This is a genomic window from Kitasatospora sp. NPDC058115 (assembly GCF_042884635.1).
In the GTDB taxonomy this organism is placed as follows: domain Bacteria; phylum Actinomycetota; class Actinomycetes; order Streptomycetales; family Streptomycetaceae; genus Kitasatospora.
Map to the genome: position 1 here is coordinate 239,627 of NZ_JBHVTL010000003.1, position 17,456 is coordinate 257,082.

At 75.7% G+C, this 17,456-nt stretch carries 11 protein-coding genes and 3 tRNA genes; 1 reads left to right on the forward strand and 13 read right to left on the reverse strand.

The window, feature by feature from the left end:
• Nucleotides 1–346 precede the first annotated feature (346 nt).
• From ACFVVL_RS04685 to ACFVVL_RS04720, 8 genes are all read right to left on the reverse strand, one after another.
• A complete protein-coding gene (locus tag ACFVVL_RS04685; protein ID WP_387671351.1) occupies nucleotides 347–3,115 on the reverse strand; it encodes a ComEC/Rec2 family competence protein in 2,769 nt (922 codons plus the stop codon).
• Between the two features lie 30 nt (nucleotides 3,116–3,145).
• Complete coding sequence (locus ACFVVL_RS04690; RefSeq protein ID WP_387671353.1) at nucleotides 3,146–4,111, reverse strand: helix-hairpin-helix domain-containing protein; 966 nt, start codon at nucleotides 4,109–4,111, stop codon at nucleotides 3,146–3,148.
• Nucleotides 4,112–4,259: 148 nt separating this feature from the next.
• Entirely contained in the window at nucleotides 4,260–5,105 is an 846-nt protein-coding gene (locus ACFVVL_RS04695) for a DegV family protein (protein ID WP_387671355.1), read from the reverse strand.
• 51 nt (nucleotides 5,106–5,156) lie between these two features.
• A complete protein-coding gene (locus ACFVVL_RS04700) occupies nucleotides 5,157–5,939 on the reverse strand; it encodes a hypothetical protein (RefSeq protein WP_387671357.1) in 783 nt (260 codons plus the stop codon).
• Between the two features lie 300 nt (nucleotides 5,940–6,239).
• On the reverse strand, nucleotides 6,240–9,134 hold the full coding sequence (leuS, locus tag ACFVVL_RS04705; RefSeq protein WP_387671359.1) for a leucine--tRNA ligase: 2,895 nt from the start codon (nucleotides 9,132–9,134) through the stop codon (nucleotides 6,240–6,242).
• Nucleotides 9,135–9,403: 269 nt separating this feature from the next.
• Nucleotides 9,404–10,801, reverse strand: a complete 1,398-nt coding sequence (locus ACFVVL_RS04710) for a hypothetical protein (protein ID WP_387671361.1) — start codon at nucleotides 10,799–10,801, stop codon at nucleotides 9,404–9,406.
• A gap of 171 nt (nucleotides 10,802–10,972) precedes the next feature.
• Nucleotides 10,973–11,045, reverse strand: a tRNA-Ala gene (locus ACFVVL_RS04715).
• Between the two features lie 106 nt (nucleotides 11,046–11,151).
• Nucleotides 11,152–12,717 (reverse strand): MFS transporter, encoded by a 1,566-nt coding sequence (locus tag ACFVVL_RS04720; protein ID WP_387671363.1) that lies wholly within the window; start codon nucleotides 12,715–12,717, stop codon nucleotides 11,152–11,154.
• A gap of 102 nt (nucleotides 12,718–12,819) precedes the next feature.
• Between ACFVVL_RS04720 and ACFVVL_RS04725 the strand changes: the two genes are divergently transcribed.
• The gene (locus ACFVVL_RS04725) at nucleotides 12,820–13,806 is read left to right on the forward strand and encodes a helix-turn-helix transcriptional regulator (RefSeq protein ID WP_387671367.1); all 987 of its coding nucleotides are present in this window, start codon (nucleotides 12,820–12,822) and stop codon (nucleotides 13,804–13,806) included.
• A gap of 106 nt (nucleotides 13,807–13,912) precedes the next feature.
• Here ACFVVL_RS04725 and ACFVVL_RS04730 read toward each other — a convergent pair.
• From ACFVVL_RS04730 to ACFVVL_RS04750, 5 genes are all read right to left on the reverse strand, one after another.
• Nucleotides 13,913–13,985: transfer RNA gene (locus tag ACFVVL_RS04730), tRNA-Ala, on the reverse strand.
• Between the two features lie 37 nt (nucleotides 13,986–14,022).
• A tRNA-Ala gene (locus ACFVVL_RS04735) sits at nucleotides 14,023–14,095 on the reverse strand.
• A gap of 131 nt (nucleotides 14,096–14,226) precedes the next feature.
• On the reverse strand, nucleotides 14,227–14,874 hold the full coding sequence (locus ACFVVL_RS04740) for a histidine phosphatase family protein (protein ID WP_380294496.1): 648 nt from the start codon (nucleotides 14,872–14,874) through the stop codon (nucleotides 14,227–14,229).
• A complete protein-coding gene (gene rsfS / locus ACFVVL_RS04745; RefSeq protein ID WP_380294486.1) occupies nucleotides 14,871–15,341 on the reverse strand; it encodes a ribosome silencing factor in 471 nt (156 codons plus the stop codon). Before rsfS ends, ACFVVL_RS04740 begins: the two co-directional genes overlap by 4 nt.
• Before the next feature lie 186 nt (nucleotides 15,342–15,527).
• Nucleotides 15,528–17,435 carry a LytR C-terminal domain-containing protein gene (locus tag ACFVVL_RS04750; protein WP_387671369.1) on the reverse strand — a complete coding sequence of 636 codons (1,908 nt, stop codon included), beginning with the start codon at nucleotides 17,433–17,435 and terminating at the stop codon, nucleotides 15,528–15,530.
• Nucleotides 17,436–17,456: the final 21 nt, after the last annotated feature.

Below are 17,456 nucleotides of genomic sequence, written 5' to 3' on the forward strand. Positions count from 1 at the left end.
TTTTTTGGGGTGTGGCCCTCTTCCCACGGGGGGGGGGGGGGGGGGGGGGCGCGGCTCTGTGGCCCCCGGCCCGTGGGGGGGCCTGTTTGGGGCCGCGGCGCTCCGGGCTCGCCCGGAGCGCGGCGACACCACCTTCCCCCCTGCCTGCGCTGCTCCCCCGTGCGGGTGCCGTGCGATACCCACACGGCTCACCCCCGCTGTTCGCCCGGCCCGAGCGTGCCGCTCGGGCCGGGCGTGAAGAATCGTTTCTGCCGGGCCCAGCCCCACCCCACTCCTCCTCCCCGGCCACGTGCCCCCAACCCCAAACCCCATCCACGCACGTGGCCGGGGAGGAAGGTGGTGGGGGTTACCAGGGCGGCGCGCGCTGGCCGTGGCCTGCGCGCGCCGCGAGGGAGGCGCTGGGCCCGGCCCCGTGGGTGGCGCGCGGCTTGTGGGGGCCGGGGCCGGGGCGCCCGGCGTGCGGGTGCACGGCGGCGCCCAGGCGGCCCGGGGTGTCGCCCGTCACCGCGATGTCTCCCATGCGGTCCGTTCGCAGCACCGTGGCGCCCAGCGTCCGCAGCCGGTCCACCGTGCGCGGCGACGGGTGGCCGTACGGGTTGTCCTCGCCGCAGGAGATCAGAGCCACCCGGGGGCTCAACGCCGCCGTCAACTCCCAGTCCTGGTAGGCCGAACCATGGTGCGCCACCTTCAGCACGTCCACCTTGCTCTCCTTCCCGGCCGTCCTCAGCCGGCTCAACAGGGCCTCCTGCGCCGGCGGCTCCAGGTCGCCCAGCAGGGCCATCCGCACACCGCCCGCCAGGGTCACCAGCAGCGCGACGCTCGCGTTGTTCGCACCCGACATCACCGTCGGCTCCTCTCCGTCCGGCCACAACACCTCCCAGCGGACCCCGGCCCCCGCCGACCGGCGCTCACCGCGGCCGGCCCGCGTCAGCGGGATCCCGGCCTGCGCCGCCCAGGCCGCGACCCGGGCGGCCTCGCCCGGGGGATCGTTCACCGCCGTCCCCTGCACCGCCGCGACGTGCCGGCCGTGCAGCACCCCCGGCAGACCCTCGACGTGATCGGCGTGGAAGTGGGTCGCCAGGAGGAGCGGCACCCGGGTGATCCCCAGGTCGCGCAGACAGCGGTCGGCCGCCTGCGGATCGGGCCCCGCATCCACCACCACCGCGCTGTCGGGCGGGCCCCCGCCCTCCGGGACCACCGGCAGCACCAGCATGTCGCCCTGCCCCACGTCGCACATGACCAGCCGCCAGTCCGGCGGCGGCCAGCCCGTCGCGATCCGGGCCAGCAGTGGCGGCCGCAGCAGCACCACGAGCAGGACCAGCAGCAGGACACCCACCGCGACCACCCGGAACCGGCCGCGCAGCCCGCGCCCACCGGCCCCGGCCCGCCGGGGCAGCAGCGCGGGCGCCGCGCAGCAGAGCGCGGCCGTGCCGACGGCGAGGCTCAGCGTGCCGAACCAACTTCCGGGCCAGGACAGCTGACCACCCGGGAGCTCCGCGCCGTGCCGGGCGACCGCGGCCAGCCAGCCAGCCGGGACCGCGGCGGCCTCGGCGAGCCACCGGGCCGGCGCGGGCAGGAGCGGGTCGAGCACCAGGACCGCGAAGCCCAGCAGGGTCGCCGGGGCCACCGCCAGCTCGGCCAGCAGGTTGCACGGGATCCCGACGAGGCTGACGTGCCCGGACAGCACCACCGTCACCGGCGCGCAGAGCGCCTGGGCCGCCGCCGTCGCCCCGACGGCGCCCGCGAGGTGGTGCGGCCAGCCGCGCGCCCGCAGGGCGTCCGCCCAGCGCGGACCGAGGACCAGCAGGCCGGTCGTGGCGAGCACCGACAGCAGGAAGCCGAAGGAGCGCGCCAGGTACGGGTCCAGGAGGACCAGCAGCAGCGCCGTGCCCGCCAGCGCCGGCACCGCCTGGCGCGGACGGCCGGTGGCCAGCGCCAGCAGCCCGATCAGCCCCGTCCCCGCCGCTCTGAGCACGCTGGGCTCCGGGCGGCAGATCGTCACGAAGGCCAGCGTGACGGCGGCGCCGAGCAGCGCCGTGGTGCGCAGCGGGATCCCGAGCAGCGCGGCGAGTCCGCTCCGTTCGGCGGTGCCGGCCCGCCCCGGGGCACCGAGCAGGACGCCCAGCACGATCGCCAGGTTGGCCCCGCTGACCGCGACCAGATGGGCCAGGTCGGTGTCCCGGAACGCTTCCCAGAGGTCGTCCGGCAGCCGGGAGGTGTCCCCCACGACGAGGCCGGGCAGCAGCCCCCGCTCGTCCGCGGGCAGGTCGTCGGTGGCTTCGCGCAGCCCCGCCCGGAGCCGCCCGGCGATCCGCTGCGGCAGGTTCGGCGGCGCGAGGTGCCGCGGCTCGCCGTGGGCGACCAGCAGCGCCGCCGACTCGCCCGCACGATCGTCCGCCGGACGGACCGTCACCTCGGCGGCGAGCCGGGTCGAGGGCAGCAGCCGCTCCCACGCGCCGGTGTCCGCGCCGCGGACCAGGACGGTGACCGGCGTGCGGGTGCGGACGGTGCGCGGGCCCGGCGCGCCGGGGAGGACGCCGTCGGGAACGGTGACGCGGTCCACCACGGCGTCCACGGTGAGCAGGGCCTGTTCGGATCCGGAGCCGCCGCCGCGGGAGATGCGCACGCGCGGGTCTCCGGTGACGGTGAGGTCGACGCCGACCTCGGGTGCCGGGGCGGCGCTGCGGGCCAGTTCGGGCAGCGGCCCGCGGTGCAGGTCGGCGGTGTGCAGCAGGGTCGCCGTCGTGGCGGCGGCCGCGGTGAGCAGCACGGCCGCGAGGGTCACGGTGGCGGACCGGTGACGGAACGGGCCGCCGTCCGGCCCCATCCGCAGGACGAGGAGGACCAGCCCGAGGAGCGCCGACGCACCGTCCGCGACCGCGAGGGCTGCGCCGTGCCCGGGCCCCTGGCCGAGGAGCGCGGCCGTGACCACCCAGGCGGCGACGGCGGGCAGCAGCAGACGGAGGTCGTTCGGACGCGGCGCGGCGGAGGCGTCGGCGCCGGCGCCGACGCCGGGGGCACGGGTGGGGACGGAACCGGGGGCACGGGTGGGGACGGCGGTGGCGATGGCGGCACCTCCTCTCGGGATCTCGGGAAGGGCGGGCAGGGCGGGCAAGGCGGGGGCGGCAGCACGCGTGTCGGGTCGTCAGAGGGTGAGCAGCGGCCGGAGTTCCGTGTAGGTGCGCTCGCCGATCCCGCTCACCTGCCGGAGTTGGTCGAGCGAGCGGAACGCGCCGCCGTGGGAGGCGCGGAAGGCGATGATGCGCTGGGCGAGGGTCGGGCCGACGCCGGGGAGGGTGTCGAGCTGTTCGAGGGTGGCGTGGTTGAGGCTGACCGGCTGTTTCGACGCCCCGGCGGAGGGCGGGCCCGCCCCCGTCCCGGCGCCCGGCGGGGTGCTCGGCTCGCCGACGAGGATCTGTTCGCCGTCCGCCAGGACGCGGGCCAGGTTGAGGTTCCTGGTGTCCGTCCCGGGCAACGCTCCGCCGGCCACCCGCAGGGCGTCCGCGACCCGGGAACCGCCGGGCAGGATGTGCACTCCCGGGGAGCCGACCCGGCCGCCGATGTCGACCACCACGGCGGCGCCCGGCGCCGCGCTCCCGGCCTCGCTCCCGGCCGCACCCTCGGGCGGGCCGGGCCCGGGGGTGGCGGTCGACGGCACCGGGGCGACGGCGATGGCCGGCACCTCGACCGGCTGCGGCCGCCCCAGCCAGAAGTGCTGGATGCCGTAGCCGACGGTGAGCAGGAGGAGGACGAGCAGGCCGACCGCCGTCCGCCGGTCGAGCGCCAGCGCATGCCCCCGCCACGGGGGCGCGGCACCGGCGGGAACGACGCCGTCGGCCACGGCGACGCCGGGCGCGGCACGGTCGGGCGCGCCACGGTCGGACGCGGCGCGGTCGGGCGCGACGGGTTCGGGCGCAGGACCGCCCGGCGCGGCGGACACGGCACCGCCCGGCGGCGGCTCACCGGCGCCGGCCGGCCCCGCGTACACCGACGGTTCGCCGTCCGGCGGCTCAGCGGCCCCGGGCAGCAGGGCCGCCATCCGCAGGCTCGCGGTCTCGTTGGCCCGCTGGATCTCCCGGCGCCTGCGTGCGCCGATTCGCATGCTCGTCATGCGGAGCACGGTAGGAACCGCCCGGCCGGCGCGCGGAGATTACCGAATGCCTGTGGAAAACCCGAGGGTTGTGGACGAAGAACCTCACCCGCAGGAGGGAGGAGTGGCGCCGTTCGTTGACGGCCCGTCACCCGTCACCCGTCACCCGTCACCGGGGCGAGACCACCACCGCCAGCAGTCCCGGCCCGACATGCGCGCCGATCACCGCCCCCACCTCGCCCACGTACAGGTCGCGCAGCCCCGGCAGCCGCCCCCGCAGGCGCTCGGCGAGCGGCTCGGCCCGGTCCTCCGCCGCCAGGTGGTGCACCGCGATGTCGACCTCCCGCTCCTCCGCCCGCTCGACCGCGATCTCCTCCAGCCGGGCGATCGCCCGGGACGCGGTGCGCACCTTCTCCAGCGGCTCGATCCGCCCCCCGTCCAGGTGCAGCAGGGGCTTGACCGCGAGCGCCGAGCCGAGCAGCGCCCGCGCGGCGCCGATCCGCCCGCCCCGGCGCAGGTACTCCAGGGTGTCGACGTAGAAGAAGCCGCTGGTCCCGGCGGTCCGCCGCTCGGCGGCCTGCGCCGCCTCGTCGAGTCCCCGGCCGGCCTCGATCGCCTCGGCCGCCGCCAGCACCCCGTACCCGAGGGCCATGCCGACCAGCCGGCTGTCCACCACCCGCACCGGCACGGGCGACTCCGCGGCCGCCAGCCGGGCGGCCTCCGCCGTCCCGGACAGCTCGCCGGAGATGTGCACCGAGACGACGCCCCGCGCACCGCTCTCGGCGGCCGCCCGGTAGGCGGCCGCGAAGGACTCCGGGCTGGGCCTGGAGGTGGTGACCCGGTGCTTCCCGCGCAGCGCCTCGGCGACGTCCTTCGGGGAGATCTCGACGCCCTCGGCCCGCACCTCGTCACCGACCGCGACGCTCAGCGGGACCACGGTGATCCCGTGCCGGTCGACGGCGTGCTGGGGCAGGTAGGCCGTGGAGTCGGTGACGAGTGCGAGGTCGGCGGGCATGAGGCGGAGGTTACTCCCCGCCCGGGCCGGAGGGCAGCATCCGGGTCCGGCTCAGCCGGCCGAGGGTCCGGAGGACGGCTTGCGCAGCCGCTGCGCCAGCTTGGCCATGGGGTCGGAGAGGCCGAGCAGGTCCTCGGCGCTGGGCCGGCCACCGCGGCCGTCCGTGATCCCGGGACGGGCCCCGCCGGCCGACGCGCCGGGAGAGCCGGAAGCACCGGCCGGCGCACCGGCCGCACCGGAAGCACCCGGAGCACCGCCCCCGGCACCCCCCGCCCCCGGAGCGGCGTCCCAGTGCCGCAGCGCCCCCGCCTCGTCCTCGCACTCCTGGCTCAGCCGCCCCAGCTCGTCCTCCGCGAACCGGTGCATCCGGTCCTGCGCGGCCCATCGCATCTTCTCCGCCGAGTGCGTGATCCGCTCGGCCCGCTCGCGCAGCTCCGGCAGCTTCGCCGCGACCCGCCCAGTGTCCGGTTCCCGCTCCAGCATCCGCAGCTCGCCGTCCAGCTCCGCCGCGTGGGCGTCCAGCCGGGCCAGCAGCGCCAGCGCCTCGCCGAGCTGCCCGTCCTCGCCGACGGCGCCCTGAAGGACCTGCCGGGTGCCGTCCAGCGAGGTCCGCAGGCGCAGCCGGACGGCGGAGATCTGCCCCTGCGGGCCCGTCTGGGTGTAGGTCTTCGCCTTGAGGGTGACGTTCTCGACCGCCCGGCGCGCCTTGGCCTCCTGGCGTTCCATCTTCTCGCCGACCGTCCGGGCGGCCTTGATCAGACCGACGACGACGAGCGCCACCACCCCGAGCCCGAGCAGCAGGGCGAGTACGAGCAACACCCCGAGGATCTCCATCACGCGCCACCTTCCGCCAGCCGAACCGACCCCACCGGGCCCAACGCGGACCGGCCCACCGAGGGTTCCACCGTAGCTCCGCCACCGGCTCCGCGGGCCGCCGATCAGGGGCCTCGGGCCGGAGTTCAGGGACGGGTTCAGGGACGACTCGGGGTGAACCCCGACCCCCGCACCTCGGAACCCCCGCACCTCGGAACCCCGAACGCCGCCCCCAACCGCCCCCGCCACCCCCGCCGCCCCCGGCAACGCCGCGGGGCGGGCGCTCCCGGAGGAACGCCCGCCCCGCCCGACCGGCCGGTCTCAGCCGGTGACGATGTTGACCAGCTTCGGCGCCCGCGCGATCACCTTGCGCACCTCGGCCCCGCCGATCGCCGCGACGACCGCCGGGTCGGCCAGCGCCAGCGCCTCCAGCTCGGCGTCCGAGATCGACGGCGCGACCTCCAGCCGGGCCTTGACCTTGCCCTTGACCTGCACCACGCAGGTCACCGACTCGTCGACGACGTACGCCGGGTCGGCCACCGGGTAGCCGGTGTACGCCAGCGACTCGCCGTGGCCCAGCCGCCGCCACAGCTCCTCCGCGATGTGCGGGGCCAGCGGCGCGACCATCAGCACCACCTGCTCGGCCACCGCCCGCGGCGTGGAACCGCGCTTGACCAGGTAGTTGTTCAGCTCGATCGCCTTGGCGACGGCCGTGTTGAAGCGCAGCCCGGCCATGTCGGCGCGGACGCCGTCGACGGCCTTGTGCAGGGCGCGCAGCGTCGCCTCGTCCGGCTCCTCGTCCGTGACCACCAGCTCGCCGGTCGACTCGTCGACGATGTTGCGCCACAGCCGCTGCAGGAAGCGGTAGGAGCCGACGACGGCGCGGGTGTCCCACGGGCGGGAGACGTCCAGCGGGCCCATCGACATCTCGTACAGGCGCAGCGTGTCGGCGCCGTACTCGTCGGCGATCTCGTCGGGGGCGACGGCGTTCTTCAGGGACTTGCCCATCTTGCCGGCCTCGCGCTTGACCGGCTCGCCCTGCCAGGAGTACTGGCCGTCGTGCTCCTCGACCTCGGCGGCGGGCACCGGGAAGCCGCGCTCGTCGCGGTAGACGTCGGCGGTGATCATGCCCTGGTTGAACAGCTTGTGGAACGGCTCGACGGAGGAGACGTGGCCCAGGTCGTGCAGCACCTTGTGCCAGAAGCGGGCGTACAGCAGGTGCAGGACGGCGTGCTCGGCGCCGCCGACGTACAGGTCGGCGCCGCCGCCGGGCTTCTGCTCGGTGGGGCCCAGCCAGTACCGCTCGTTGGCCGGGTCGACGACCTGCTCGCGGTTGGACGGGTCGATGTAGCGCAGCTCGTACCAGCAGGAGCCGGCCCAGTTGGGCATGGTGTTGGTCTCGCGCCGGTACGTCTTCGGGCCGTCGCCCAGGTCCAGCTCGACGGTGACCCAGTCCTCGTTGCGCGACAGCGGGGTCTTCGGCGTGGAGGTGGAGTCGTAGGGGTCGTAGGTGTGCGGCGAGTAGTCGTCGACCTGCGGGACCTCGACGGGCAGCATCGACTCGGGCAGCGCGTGCATGACGCCGTCCTCGTCGTAGACGATCGGGAAGGGCTCGCCCCAGTACCGCTGGCGGCTGAACAGCCAGTCGCGCAGGCGGTAGTTGACGGTGCCTTCGCCGATGCCGCGCGCGGTCAGCCAGGCGGTGACAGCGGCCTTGGCGTCGACGACGCTCAGGCCGTTCAGCGCGATGCCGTCCGCGGTGCCCTCGTCGTGGGCCGAGTTGACGATGACGGAGTCGTAGGTGTCGAACGCGTCGTCCCAGCCGGCCGGGTCCTCGCCGCGCCCGTCGGTGGGCTCGACGACGCAGCGCATCGGCAGGTCGAAGGCGCGTGCGAAGGCGAAGTCGCGGTGGTCGTGCGCGGGGACGGCCATGATGGCGCCGGTGCCGTAGCCCATCAGCACGTAGTCGGCGATGAAGACCGGGACGGGCTCGCCGCTGACCGGGTTGACGGCGTAGGCGCCGGTGAAGACGCCGGTCTTGACCTTGGCCTCGACCTGGCGCTCGACGTCGGACTTGGCGGCCGCGGCGGCGCGGTAGGCGGTGACGGCCTCGGCGGGGGTGGCGGCGCCGCCGGTCCAGGCCTCGCGGGTGCCCTCGGGCCAGGCGGCGGGCACGATGGTGTCGACCAGGTCGTGCTCGGGGGCCAGCACCATGTAGGTGGCGCCGAACAGGGTGTCGGGGCGGGTGGTGAAGACGGTGATCTTCCGCTCGCCGACGGCGAAGTCGACGCGGGCGCCCTCGGAGCGGCCGATCCAGTTGCGCTGCTGCAGCTTGATGGCCTCGGGCCAGTCCAGCAGGTCCAGGTCGGAGATCAGCCGGTCGGAGTAGGCGGTGATCCGCATCATCCACTGGCGCAGGTTGGACTTGAAGACGGGGAAGTTGCCGCGCTCGGAGCGGCCGTCGGCGGTGACCTCCTCGTTGGACAGCACGGTGCCCAGGCCGGGGCACCAGTTGACCGGCACCTCCTTGGCGTAGGCCAGCCGGTACTCGCCCAGCACCTCGTCGCGCTCGGCGGCGTTCAGCGCGGACCAGGCGCGGCCGCCGGGGACCTCACGGGTGCCGTTCTCGAACGCGGCGACCAGTTCGGCGATCGGGCGGGCCTTGGCGGCCTGCTCGTCGTACCAGGAGTTGAAGATCTGCAGGAAGATCCACTGCGTCCAGCGGTAGTACTCGGGGTCGATCGTGGCGATCGAGCGGCGCGGGTCGTGGCCCAGGCCCAGCCGGCGCAGCTGCTGGCGCATGTTGGCGATGTTGGCCTCGGTGGAGACCCGCGGGTGGGTGCCGGTCTGCACGGCGTACTGCTCGGCGGGCAGGCCGAAGGAGTCGTAGCCCAGGGTGTGCAGGACGTTGTAGCCGTTCATCCGCTGGTAGCGGGCGAAGACGTCGGTGGCGATGTAGCCCAGCGGGTGGCCGACGTGCAGGCCGGCGCCCGACGGGTAGGGGAACATGTCCATGATGAAGCTGTGTGGCTTCGAGGCGACGTCCGCGGCGGCCGGGTCGGCCAGGTCACCGGCCGGGTTGGGGGCGTGGAACGTCCCCTCCTTCTCCCAGATGTCCTGCCAGCGGGACTCGATCTCCGCCGCCAGGGCGGCGCTGTACCGGAACGGCGCGGTCGCGGTGTCGGCCGCACCGGACGCAGGGGTCGTCTCGCTCATGGTCCTTCAAGCTCCATCGATGTCAGTTGGCGAACCGGCGTTCCGGGCCGGCGGCGGACGGGTGCCCGGGCTGCGGCCCGGACGCGCGCCCGGGCCGTGGCCCGGACGGGTGCCGGGCGGCGGGCCCGCGCGGAAAACAAAAAAACCCCTCGCAGGAGGGGGTGCCACGCCGACTCCGGCTCCGCCCTCGGGCGTGGCCGGTCCTGGTCAGCGCGGCCGACTAAGGAGCAGGCGCGCGGTTCGCATGGGCTCAGGGTACCGCAAGGGGGTCAGCCGCCTCCCGGGGATACCGCCGACGCGCCCGCCGCCCCGCCCCCGGCCACCCGGCGCGACGCCCCACCCGGCGCGCCCTCACCCCCGCCCCCGCTCCCGCTCCCGCTCCCGCCCGGGCCGGTCGAGCGGAACGCCGCGTCGATGCCGCGCAGCGCCCGCGCCACCCGCTGCGACTGCATCCCCGCCGCCAGCGCCCGCGCCCGGTCCGCGGTGCGCACCGCCTCGGCGGCGTCGCCCGCCAGCCGCTGCGAGTCGGCGAGCCGGACCATGAGCAGCGCCCGCGCCCGGGCCCGGCCGGGCCCCAGGCCCGCCACCGCCCGGGCCAGCAGCGGCTGCGCCCGCCCGTGCTCGCCCAGGAACAGGTACCCCTCCCCCACCATGCCCGCGAGGTCCGCCCGCTCCTCGCCGTCGGCGTCCAGTTCGGCGAACGCCCGCTCCGCCGCCTCGGCGAGCCCGGCCGCGTCGCCGCGTCGCCCGTGGGCGCGGGCGATCCGGCCGAGTTGCAGCGCCCGCCCGGCCGGGCCGAGTCCGTCCCCGGCCTCCGCCACCGCCCGATCGAGCACCGTGACCACGTCCAGTCCGCGCCCGCCGGGGCTCCAGGTGGCCAGCACCACCAGGCCGCCGAGCACCGCGACCCCGTCCCGCCGCTCGCCGCCGAGGTGCGCGGCGCGCAGCGCGGCGGCGAAGGCCCGCTGCGCGGCGGCGTCGTGGCCGAGGTCGAACGCGGCCCGGGCGACGAGCCGGGCCAGGCGCCCGGCCGCGCCGTACAGGGCCCGGCCGAGCGGTTCGTCGTAGGCGCCGAGTTCCAGCAGCTTGGCGACCATGGCCAGTTCGGCACGGGCGGGGTCGAGCACGAGCCCGCCGCCGCAGGAGCGTTCCAGTCGCTGTTTGGCGCGGTGGGCGGCGGCGAGTTCGCTGATCACCGCCGGGTCGACGCGCAGCGCGCCGTCGCCGCCGAGGGCGGGCGGCGCGGTGGTCAGCCGGCGGGCGGCCTCGGCGAGGTCGGCGCCGCGGAAGAGGTCGGTGAGCCGGACGGGGCCGGCGCCGGCGGCGGTCTCGCGCAGCGCGGTCTGCGCGGTGTCGGCCGTCCACGGGTCGGTCAGCAGGCGCGGGGAGAGGGTCTTGGCGCCGCGGTGGCCGCCCATCGGGCCCCAGAGCTGTTCGTAGGTGACGGCGATGCCGAGGGTGCGGCCGAGCACCTCGCAGACGGCCTGGTCGTGCGGGCTGCGCGGGACCATGCCGCGGTCGCGCCACTTGTAGGGGGCGGTGGAGCTGATCGCGAGCCGGGCCGGGACGGTGAGGTTGACCTCGCGGGCGAGCCGCTCCGGGCTCCAGCCGAGCTGGTGGAGTATCCGGGCGAGTTCCTCGTTGCGTCTGCGCGCCAGATCGGCCATGGCTCCGACGGTAGCGCTCCGCCGGGGGCCGCCGCCGGGAGCCGGTGGAAAAGCCGTGCCCGCCGGGGCCCGGCCGCCGGGCCCGCCTGCCGGATTCCGTCCGCTGACACGCCGATGGACGCCGGAACGCCGAAGGCCGCCTCCCGTCCGGGAGGCGGCCTTCGTTTCCTGTGGAGCTACGGGGAATTGAACCCCGGACCTCTTGCATGCCATGCAAGCGCTCTACCAACTGAGCTACAGCCCCTTGACCTGCGATGTCACCGGGGGTTTCGTTCCGTTTCCCTCGGCGACATCGACTACTTTACACGGTCCCGGGGGTGCTCCACGAATCCGTTTCCCGGACGGCCCGGCTACCCGCCCGCCCGCCGCTCCCCTGCGGGCATGTTCGCCCGCCCCTCGACCGGCGCCCGCTCCTCGACGGGCGCCCGCTCCTCGGCCGGCGCCTGCGCCCGCCCGGCCGCCACCGCCCGGGCGGCGAGCACGGCGGCGATCGCGACGGCCACGCCCACGGCGGCCGCGGCGAGCAGCAGCGCGTGCCCGGAGTCCCCGGCCGACGCCGGCCCCTCGGCCACGCCGAGGAACACCGAACCGACCAGCGCGATGCCGACCACCTGGCCGAGCTGGACGGCGCTGGCCACGACCCCGCTGGCGTCCGCCGCGTCGGCGGGGTCGACCCGGGCGAGCGCCCGGCCGAACAGCGGCGCGTAGGCGCAGCCGGCCAGCAGCCCGAGGACGGCGGTGAGCAGCAGCGGCCCCGCGCCGATCGCGGCCCCGTCGCTCAGCAGGAGGCCGAGCAGCAGGTAGCCGACGGCGAGCAGGGCGGTGCCGAGCCAGGGCACGACGCCGTGCAGGCGCCGGGGCAGCCGCTGCCAGTGCAGGCTGGCGACGCCGAAGCCGACGGCGATCGGGGCGGAGCAGAGCCCGGCCCGCAGGGCGCCGGCCCCGAGTCCGGACTGCTGGTGCAGGGCGAAGGAGAACATGAAGCCGGCGAACGCCAGCATGATCATGAACACCGCGCCGACGGCGGGCAGCAGCCCGGCCGCGCCGAGCACCCGCCCGCTGATCAGCGGCTGTCCGCCGCGCCGGGCGATCCGCCGCTCGACGCACGCGAACAGGGCGAACAGCAGCGCGCTCGCGCCGAACATCGCCCAGCCCCAGCCGGGCCAGCCGAGTTCGTGGCCGAGCACCAGCGGGACGACGAGCAGCCCGAGGGCGGCGGCGAGCACCAGCAGGCCGGGCAGGTCGAAGCCGCGGTCGCGGTCGCCGGGCAGGCGCGGCAGCAGCCGGGCGCCGGCCGCCAGCAGCAGCACGCCGATCGGCAGGTTGACCAGGAAGACCGGGCGCCAGCCGGCGCCGAACAGGTCGGCCTCGACCAGCACCCCGCCGAGCACCTGCCCGGCCGCGATGCCGCCGGCGAGGACGGCCGAGTAGAGGCCCAGGGCGCGGATCCGGGCCTGGCCGGTGAAGGTCCGCTGGACGAGGCTCATCACCTGCGGGACCATCAGGGCCGCCCCGGCGCCCTGGAGCAGCCGGAAGGCGATCAGCCAGCCGGTGGCGGGGGCGAGTCCGCAGGCCAGCGAGGCGGCGGTGAAGGCGGCCAGGCCGCCCTGGAAGACCCGGCTGTAGCCGTAGCGGGCGCCGAGCCGGGCGCCGGTGATGAGCAGGACGGCGTAGGCGATGGTGTAGCCGGCCACCACGAACTGGAGGGCGGCGCCGGAGGCGTGCAGGTCGGTGCGGATGGTCGGCACCGCGACGTTGACGATGGCGGTGTCGAGCACGGCCATGAACTGGCCGCTGAGGACGAGCGCGAGGAGCAGGCCGGGCCGGGCGACGGACGCCGTCCCGGGCCCGGTGGCGGGGCCGCCGGCCGGCGAGTCGGTCCCGGCCGGGCGGCGCCGGGTCTGGAGATCGGTCATGCGTCGAGCCTCGCGAGGGCCCGGTACCAGTGGTTAGAGCCTGCCGATCCTGGTAGTGGCAGCACCTGTCACGCCCCCGCGGGCTGCGGCACCATGGCGGGTATGACCGTCGTGGACAGCCCCGGCACCGTCAAGCCCGCCCCTGCGAACAAGGCCCCGGCCGACCCGGTCCCCACCGGCCCGGCTCCCACCGACCGGACCCCCGCCGGCCGGCGCGACCGCCGCCGCACCGAGCTGGCCGAGTACCTGCGCGCCCGCCGCGCCCGGGTCTCCCCCGAGGACGTCGGACTGCCGCCCGGCCTGCGCCGCCGCACACCGGGCCTGCGCCGCGAGGAGGTGGCCCAGCTCGCCGGGGTCGGGGTCACCTGGTACACCTGGCTCGAACAGGGCCGCCGGATCAACGCGAGCGCGCAGGTGCTCGCGGCGGTGGCCCGGGTGCTGCTGCTGGACGCCGCCGAGCGGGAGCACCTGTTCCGGCTCGCCGGGGTGGCGGAGCGGCGCCCGGCGGACCCGGACCCGGTGCTGGACCCGTCGACCCAGCTGATCCTGGACGCGCTGGTGCCGCTGCCCGCCGCCGTCTCCAACAGCCGCTACGACGTGCTGGCCTGGAACTCCAGCTACGCGGCACTGTTCGCGACCGGCCGGACGCGGACCACCGACGGCCGGTTCAACAGCCTCTGGTGCACGGTGACCAGCCCGGCCTGCTGCAACCCCTTCCTGAACCGGGACGAGCAGCTGCCGCAGATGGTCGCGGTGCTGCGCGGCGCGTACGGCCGGCACGTCGGCGAGCCGGCCTGGGAGGAGTACGTGCGGTCGCTGCTGGAGGCGAGCGCGGAGTTCCGGGAGCTGTGGGCCCGCCAGGAGGTGTCCTCGCGGTCGACCTCGCTGAAGGTGTTCCGGCACCCCGGGGTGGGCGTGATGCGGCTGAACGCGACGTACCTGACGATCCCCGGGGTGCCGGAGGCGTACGTCGCCGTCTACACCCCGGACGGGCCGGAGGACCGCGCGCGGGTGGAACGGCTGGCGGCGCTGCGGCCGGGCGGCTGGACCGCGCCGTGCGGCCACCCCCGCACCGGGCCCGTCGGCTGAGTCCGCAGCGCGCGGCACACGGGGAACGCCGGGGGCAGCAGGAACACCGGGAGCAGCGGGAACGCCGGAAGGCCGCCACCCACCGGGTGACGGCCTTCCTCGTCTGTGGAGCTACGGGGAATTGAACCCCGGACCTCTTGCATGCCATGCAAGCGCTCTACCAACTGAGCTACAGCCCCGCGACACACGTGATCCCTCGGGACCCCGGGTGCGGAGTGGAGCTACGGGGAATTGAACCCCGGACCTCTTGCATGCCATGCAAGCGCTCTACCAACTGAGCTACAGCCCCTCGCTGACCGGATCTCCCGCTTCCCTTCCGGGCCGCGTTCCCTCCGTGCGAACGAGGAAGACTCTAACCGCAAAGGCCCGGAACTGCGAAATCCGCCCCCCGGTGCCCCCTCCGCACCCCCGCCGGTGACCTCAGGTGTCGTCGCCGATGACCGGCTGCGGCAGGGTGCCCGCGTTGTGCTCCAGCAGCCGCCAGCCCCGCGCGCCCCGGCCCAGCACGGACCAGCAGCAGTTCGACAGCCCGCCGAAGCACTCCCACAGCGCCGGCTCCAGGCCGAGCATCCGCCCGAGCATGGTGCGGATGGTGCCGCCGTGGCTGACCACGACGAGCGTGCCGTTGTCGGGCAGCTTGCCGGCCGCGTCGAGCACCACCGGCACCGCGCGGTCGGCGACTTCGGTCGCGAGTTCGCCGCCGCCGCGCCGCACCGGCTCGCCCTGCGACCAGGCCGCGTACTCCTCGGGGTAGCGCTCGCGGATCTCCGCGTTGGTCAGCCCCTGCCAGGAGCCCGCGTAGGTCTCCCGCAGGCCCTCGTGGTGCTCGACGTCCAGGCCGGTGACCGCGGCCAGCTCGGCGGCGGTGCGCCGGGCCCGCTGGAGGTCCGAGGAGATCAGCAGGTCCGGGCGCAGCCCGGAGAGCAGCCGGGCGGCCCGCTGCGCCTGCAGCACGCCCTGCCCGGTCAGCTCGATGTCCGTGGTGCCCTGGAAGCGGGATTCGAGGTTCCAGGAGGTCTGGCCGTGCCGCCAGAAGACGATGCGCGGACCCCGCGCGCCCCGGCTCAGCTGTAGTCCTCGGCGCCGAAGTCGTCCGCCGGGGCCTGCTCGGCCGGGGCGACGGCGTTGCCGGCCGCGTCGGTGTGGGCGTCCGGGCGGTTGCGGGAGGCGATGGCGTCCTCCGGCAGTGCCAGCTCGGGGCAGTCCTTCCAGAGGCGGTCCAGCGAGTAGAAGGAGCGCTCCTCGGAGTGCTGGACGTGCACGACGATGTCGAGGTAGTCGAGCAGGATCCAGCGGCCCTCGCGCTCGCCCTCCCGGCGCACCGGCTTGATGTCCAGCTTCTCGCGCAGCTGGTCCTCGATCTCCTCCGCGATCGAGCGGACCTGGCGGTCGTTGCCCGCGGAGGCGATCAGGAAGGCGTCGGTGATCGACAGCACCTCGCTGACGTCGAACGCGACGATGTTGTGGGCCAGCTTGTCGGCCGCCGCCTGGGCGGCGACGTTGATGAGTTCCTGGCTGTGCTCAGTGGCGGTCACGGTGTTCTTCCGGCTCGGCGGCTTGGGGGCGCCCCGGGCGCGGCGCGCCGGGGATCGCCTTCCAGGATCTCACGCCGCCCCGGTGGCCCCGGAACCGATTTCCGGAGCCACCGGGGCCACCGGGGCCGCGGGGCCGGCGGATGCGCCGGAGCCACCGGGGTGCCCGCCGGGTGCCCGCGCCCCGGGCTACTGGGGCTTGGGCGGCGCGTAGTCCTTGCCGAGGACGACGACCAGGTCGGCGTTCTGCGCGTCGGTGACCTTCTTCACGGCCGTCTCCGGCAGGTTGAGGCTGGTCGCCAGCGACTTCGCGGCGGCCTGCCGGGCGTCGTCGGTGTAGCGGATCTCACTGGTGGCCTGCGGTGCGCCCTTGGCGCCGCCGGGGACGAAGGTGAGGCCCGCGTTGACCACCTGGACCTGGGCCGCGGCGGCCGCCTGGTCGTTGCCGGTGGCGTCCTGGAGGGAGACCCGGACCGGACCGTCGGAGCCGGTGGCGGCCTTGACGGTGCCGCCGAGGACCTCCTTGACCTGCTTGCCGGCGGTGGCTTCGTCCAGCGAGCCGTCCGGCTTGACGGTCAGCGCGGTGGTGCCGAACGTGCCGTCCTTGGCGAGCTGCGCCATCTGGGCGAGCACCCCGGCGAGCGCGTCCTCGGGCAGCGAGGGGTCGAGCACCGCGTTCATCCGGTGCACGTCGTCCTTGGCGTCCTTGAACTCGACCGGCATGGTGCGCACCACGGCGTCCATCACCTGGCCGAACCGGGCGAGCTGGGCGTCGCGGTTCTCGCCGTCGTTCTGCAGGGTGGCGTAGGCGACCGCGGCCTTCCCGCCGAGCAGGGTGTTCTTGCCCGCGGCGGCCAGCACCTTGCCGTCCGGCTTGCCGCCCTCGTGGACCTCGGCGTTGGTGTCCACCCGGACGCCGCCGAGCTGGGCGACCAGCAGTTCCAGGTACGGGGTGTCGAGCCGCCAGGTGCCGGCGACCGGGGCGCCGAGCACGGTGGTCAGGCCGTCGCGGGTGCCGGAGGCGCCGAGGGTGTCCATGGCCTGGCCGACGGTGGTGACCGGCGGGTCGCCGGGGCCGGGCAGCCGCAGGGTGTCCGGCAGCAGCAGGACGGTGCCCTTGCGGCCGGAGGCGTCGTTGACCAGCAGCGCGCTGGAGACCTTGCCCTGCAGGTCGCGCAGGTGGACGACGTTGACCTGGCGCGGTCCGGCGGCGGTGGCCGCGTTGTCCTTGCCGCCGCCGGTGAACCAGAGGTAGCCGCCGGTGCCGGCCGCCGCGAGGGCGAGGACCGCACCGGCGCCGATCAGCCGGGTGCGCAGCTTGCGGCGGCGTTCGGCGCGCACCTCGCTGCGGGACTCGGCGAACTTCAGCCAGTCGATGACGTCCTCGGACTTCTCCGCCTCGTCGTCGACGAAGGTGAACTCGCCCGTGGTGTAACCGTCCTCGGCGGACCCGGACCCGGCCGCGGCGCCGCCCCTGGCCCGGGCCGGGCGGGAGCCGCCGACCTGCTCGGACGGCGCCCCGGGCCGCGCGGGGGCGGCCGGTTCGGCGGCGGCCGGGCGCGGCACCCGGGGGCGCGGCGGTACGGGCGCGGGCGCGACGGGCTCCGCCGCCGGGGGCGTCACCGGCGGCGTCACCGGCGGCGTCACCGGCTCGGCGACGGCCGGCATCGGCGCGGTCGTGTACACCGACGGCTGCGGCTGCTGGTAGCCCTGCTGCTGGTACGGGTCCTGCCCCTGCTGGTACTGGTCCTGGTAGCCGTAGCCGCCCTGCTGCTGGTACCCCTGCGGCACCTGCTGCCCGTAGCCCCCGGACTGCTCGTAGGGGGACTGGTACCCCTGCTGCTGGTACGGGTCCTGGTAGCCGTACTGCCCCTGCCCCTGCCCCTGCCCGTAGGACGGGGGCGCGGACTGCACCGGCTGCCCGTACTGGTCGTACTGCTCGTACTGCTCGTACCCGCCCGACTGCTCGTACGGCCCGGGCTGCTGCTGCTCGTAGCCGCCCTGCTGCTGGTACGGCGGGTACTGCTGGTACTGCCCGGTCGACCAGTCGTCCGGCTGTCCGGGCTGCTGCCCCTGAGGTCCCCTGCGCTCGCTCATCCGTCGGTCGGCCCCTCCGGG

Coding starts and splice junctions, on each gene's coding strand:
- ACFVVL_RS04695 (WP_387671355.1), bottom strand. CDS start 5,105: ATGCCCGCCGACCTCGCACTCGTCACCGACTCCACGGCCTACCTGCCC.
- ACFVVL_RS04690 (WP_387671353.1), bottom strand. CDS start 4,111: ATGACGAGCATGCGAATCGGCGCACGCAGGCGCCGGGAGATCCAGCGG.
- ACFVVL_RS04750 (WP_387671369.1), bottom strand. CDS start 17,435: ATGAGCGAGCGCAGGGGACCTCAGGGGCAGCAGCCCGGACAGCCGGAC.
- ACFVVL_RS04710 (WP_387671361.1), bottom strand. CDS start 10,801: ATGGCCGATCTGGCGCGCAGACGCAACGAGGAACTCGCCCGGATACTC.
- leuS (WP_387671359.1), bottom strand. CDS start 9,134: ATGAGCGAGACGACCCCTGCGTCCGGTGCGGCCGACACCGCGACCGCG.
- ACFVVL_RS04700 (WP_387671357.1), bottom strand. CDS start 5,939: ATGGAGATCCTCGGGGTGTTGCTCGTACTCGCCCTGCTGCTCGGGCTC.
- ACFVVL_RS04725 (WP_387671367.1), top strand. CDS start 12,820: ATGACCGTCGTGGACAGCCCCGGCACCGTCAAGCCCGCCCCTGCGAAC.
- ACFVVL_RS04720 (WP_387671363.1), bottom strand. CDS start 12,717: ATGACCGATCTCCAGACCCGGCGCCGCCCGGCCGGGACCGACTCGCCG.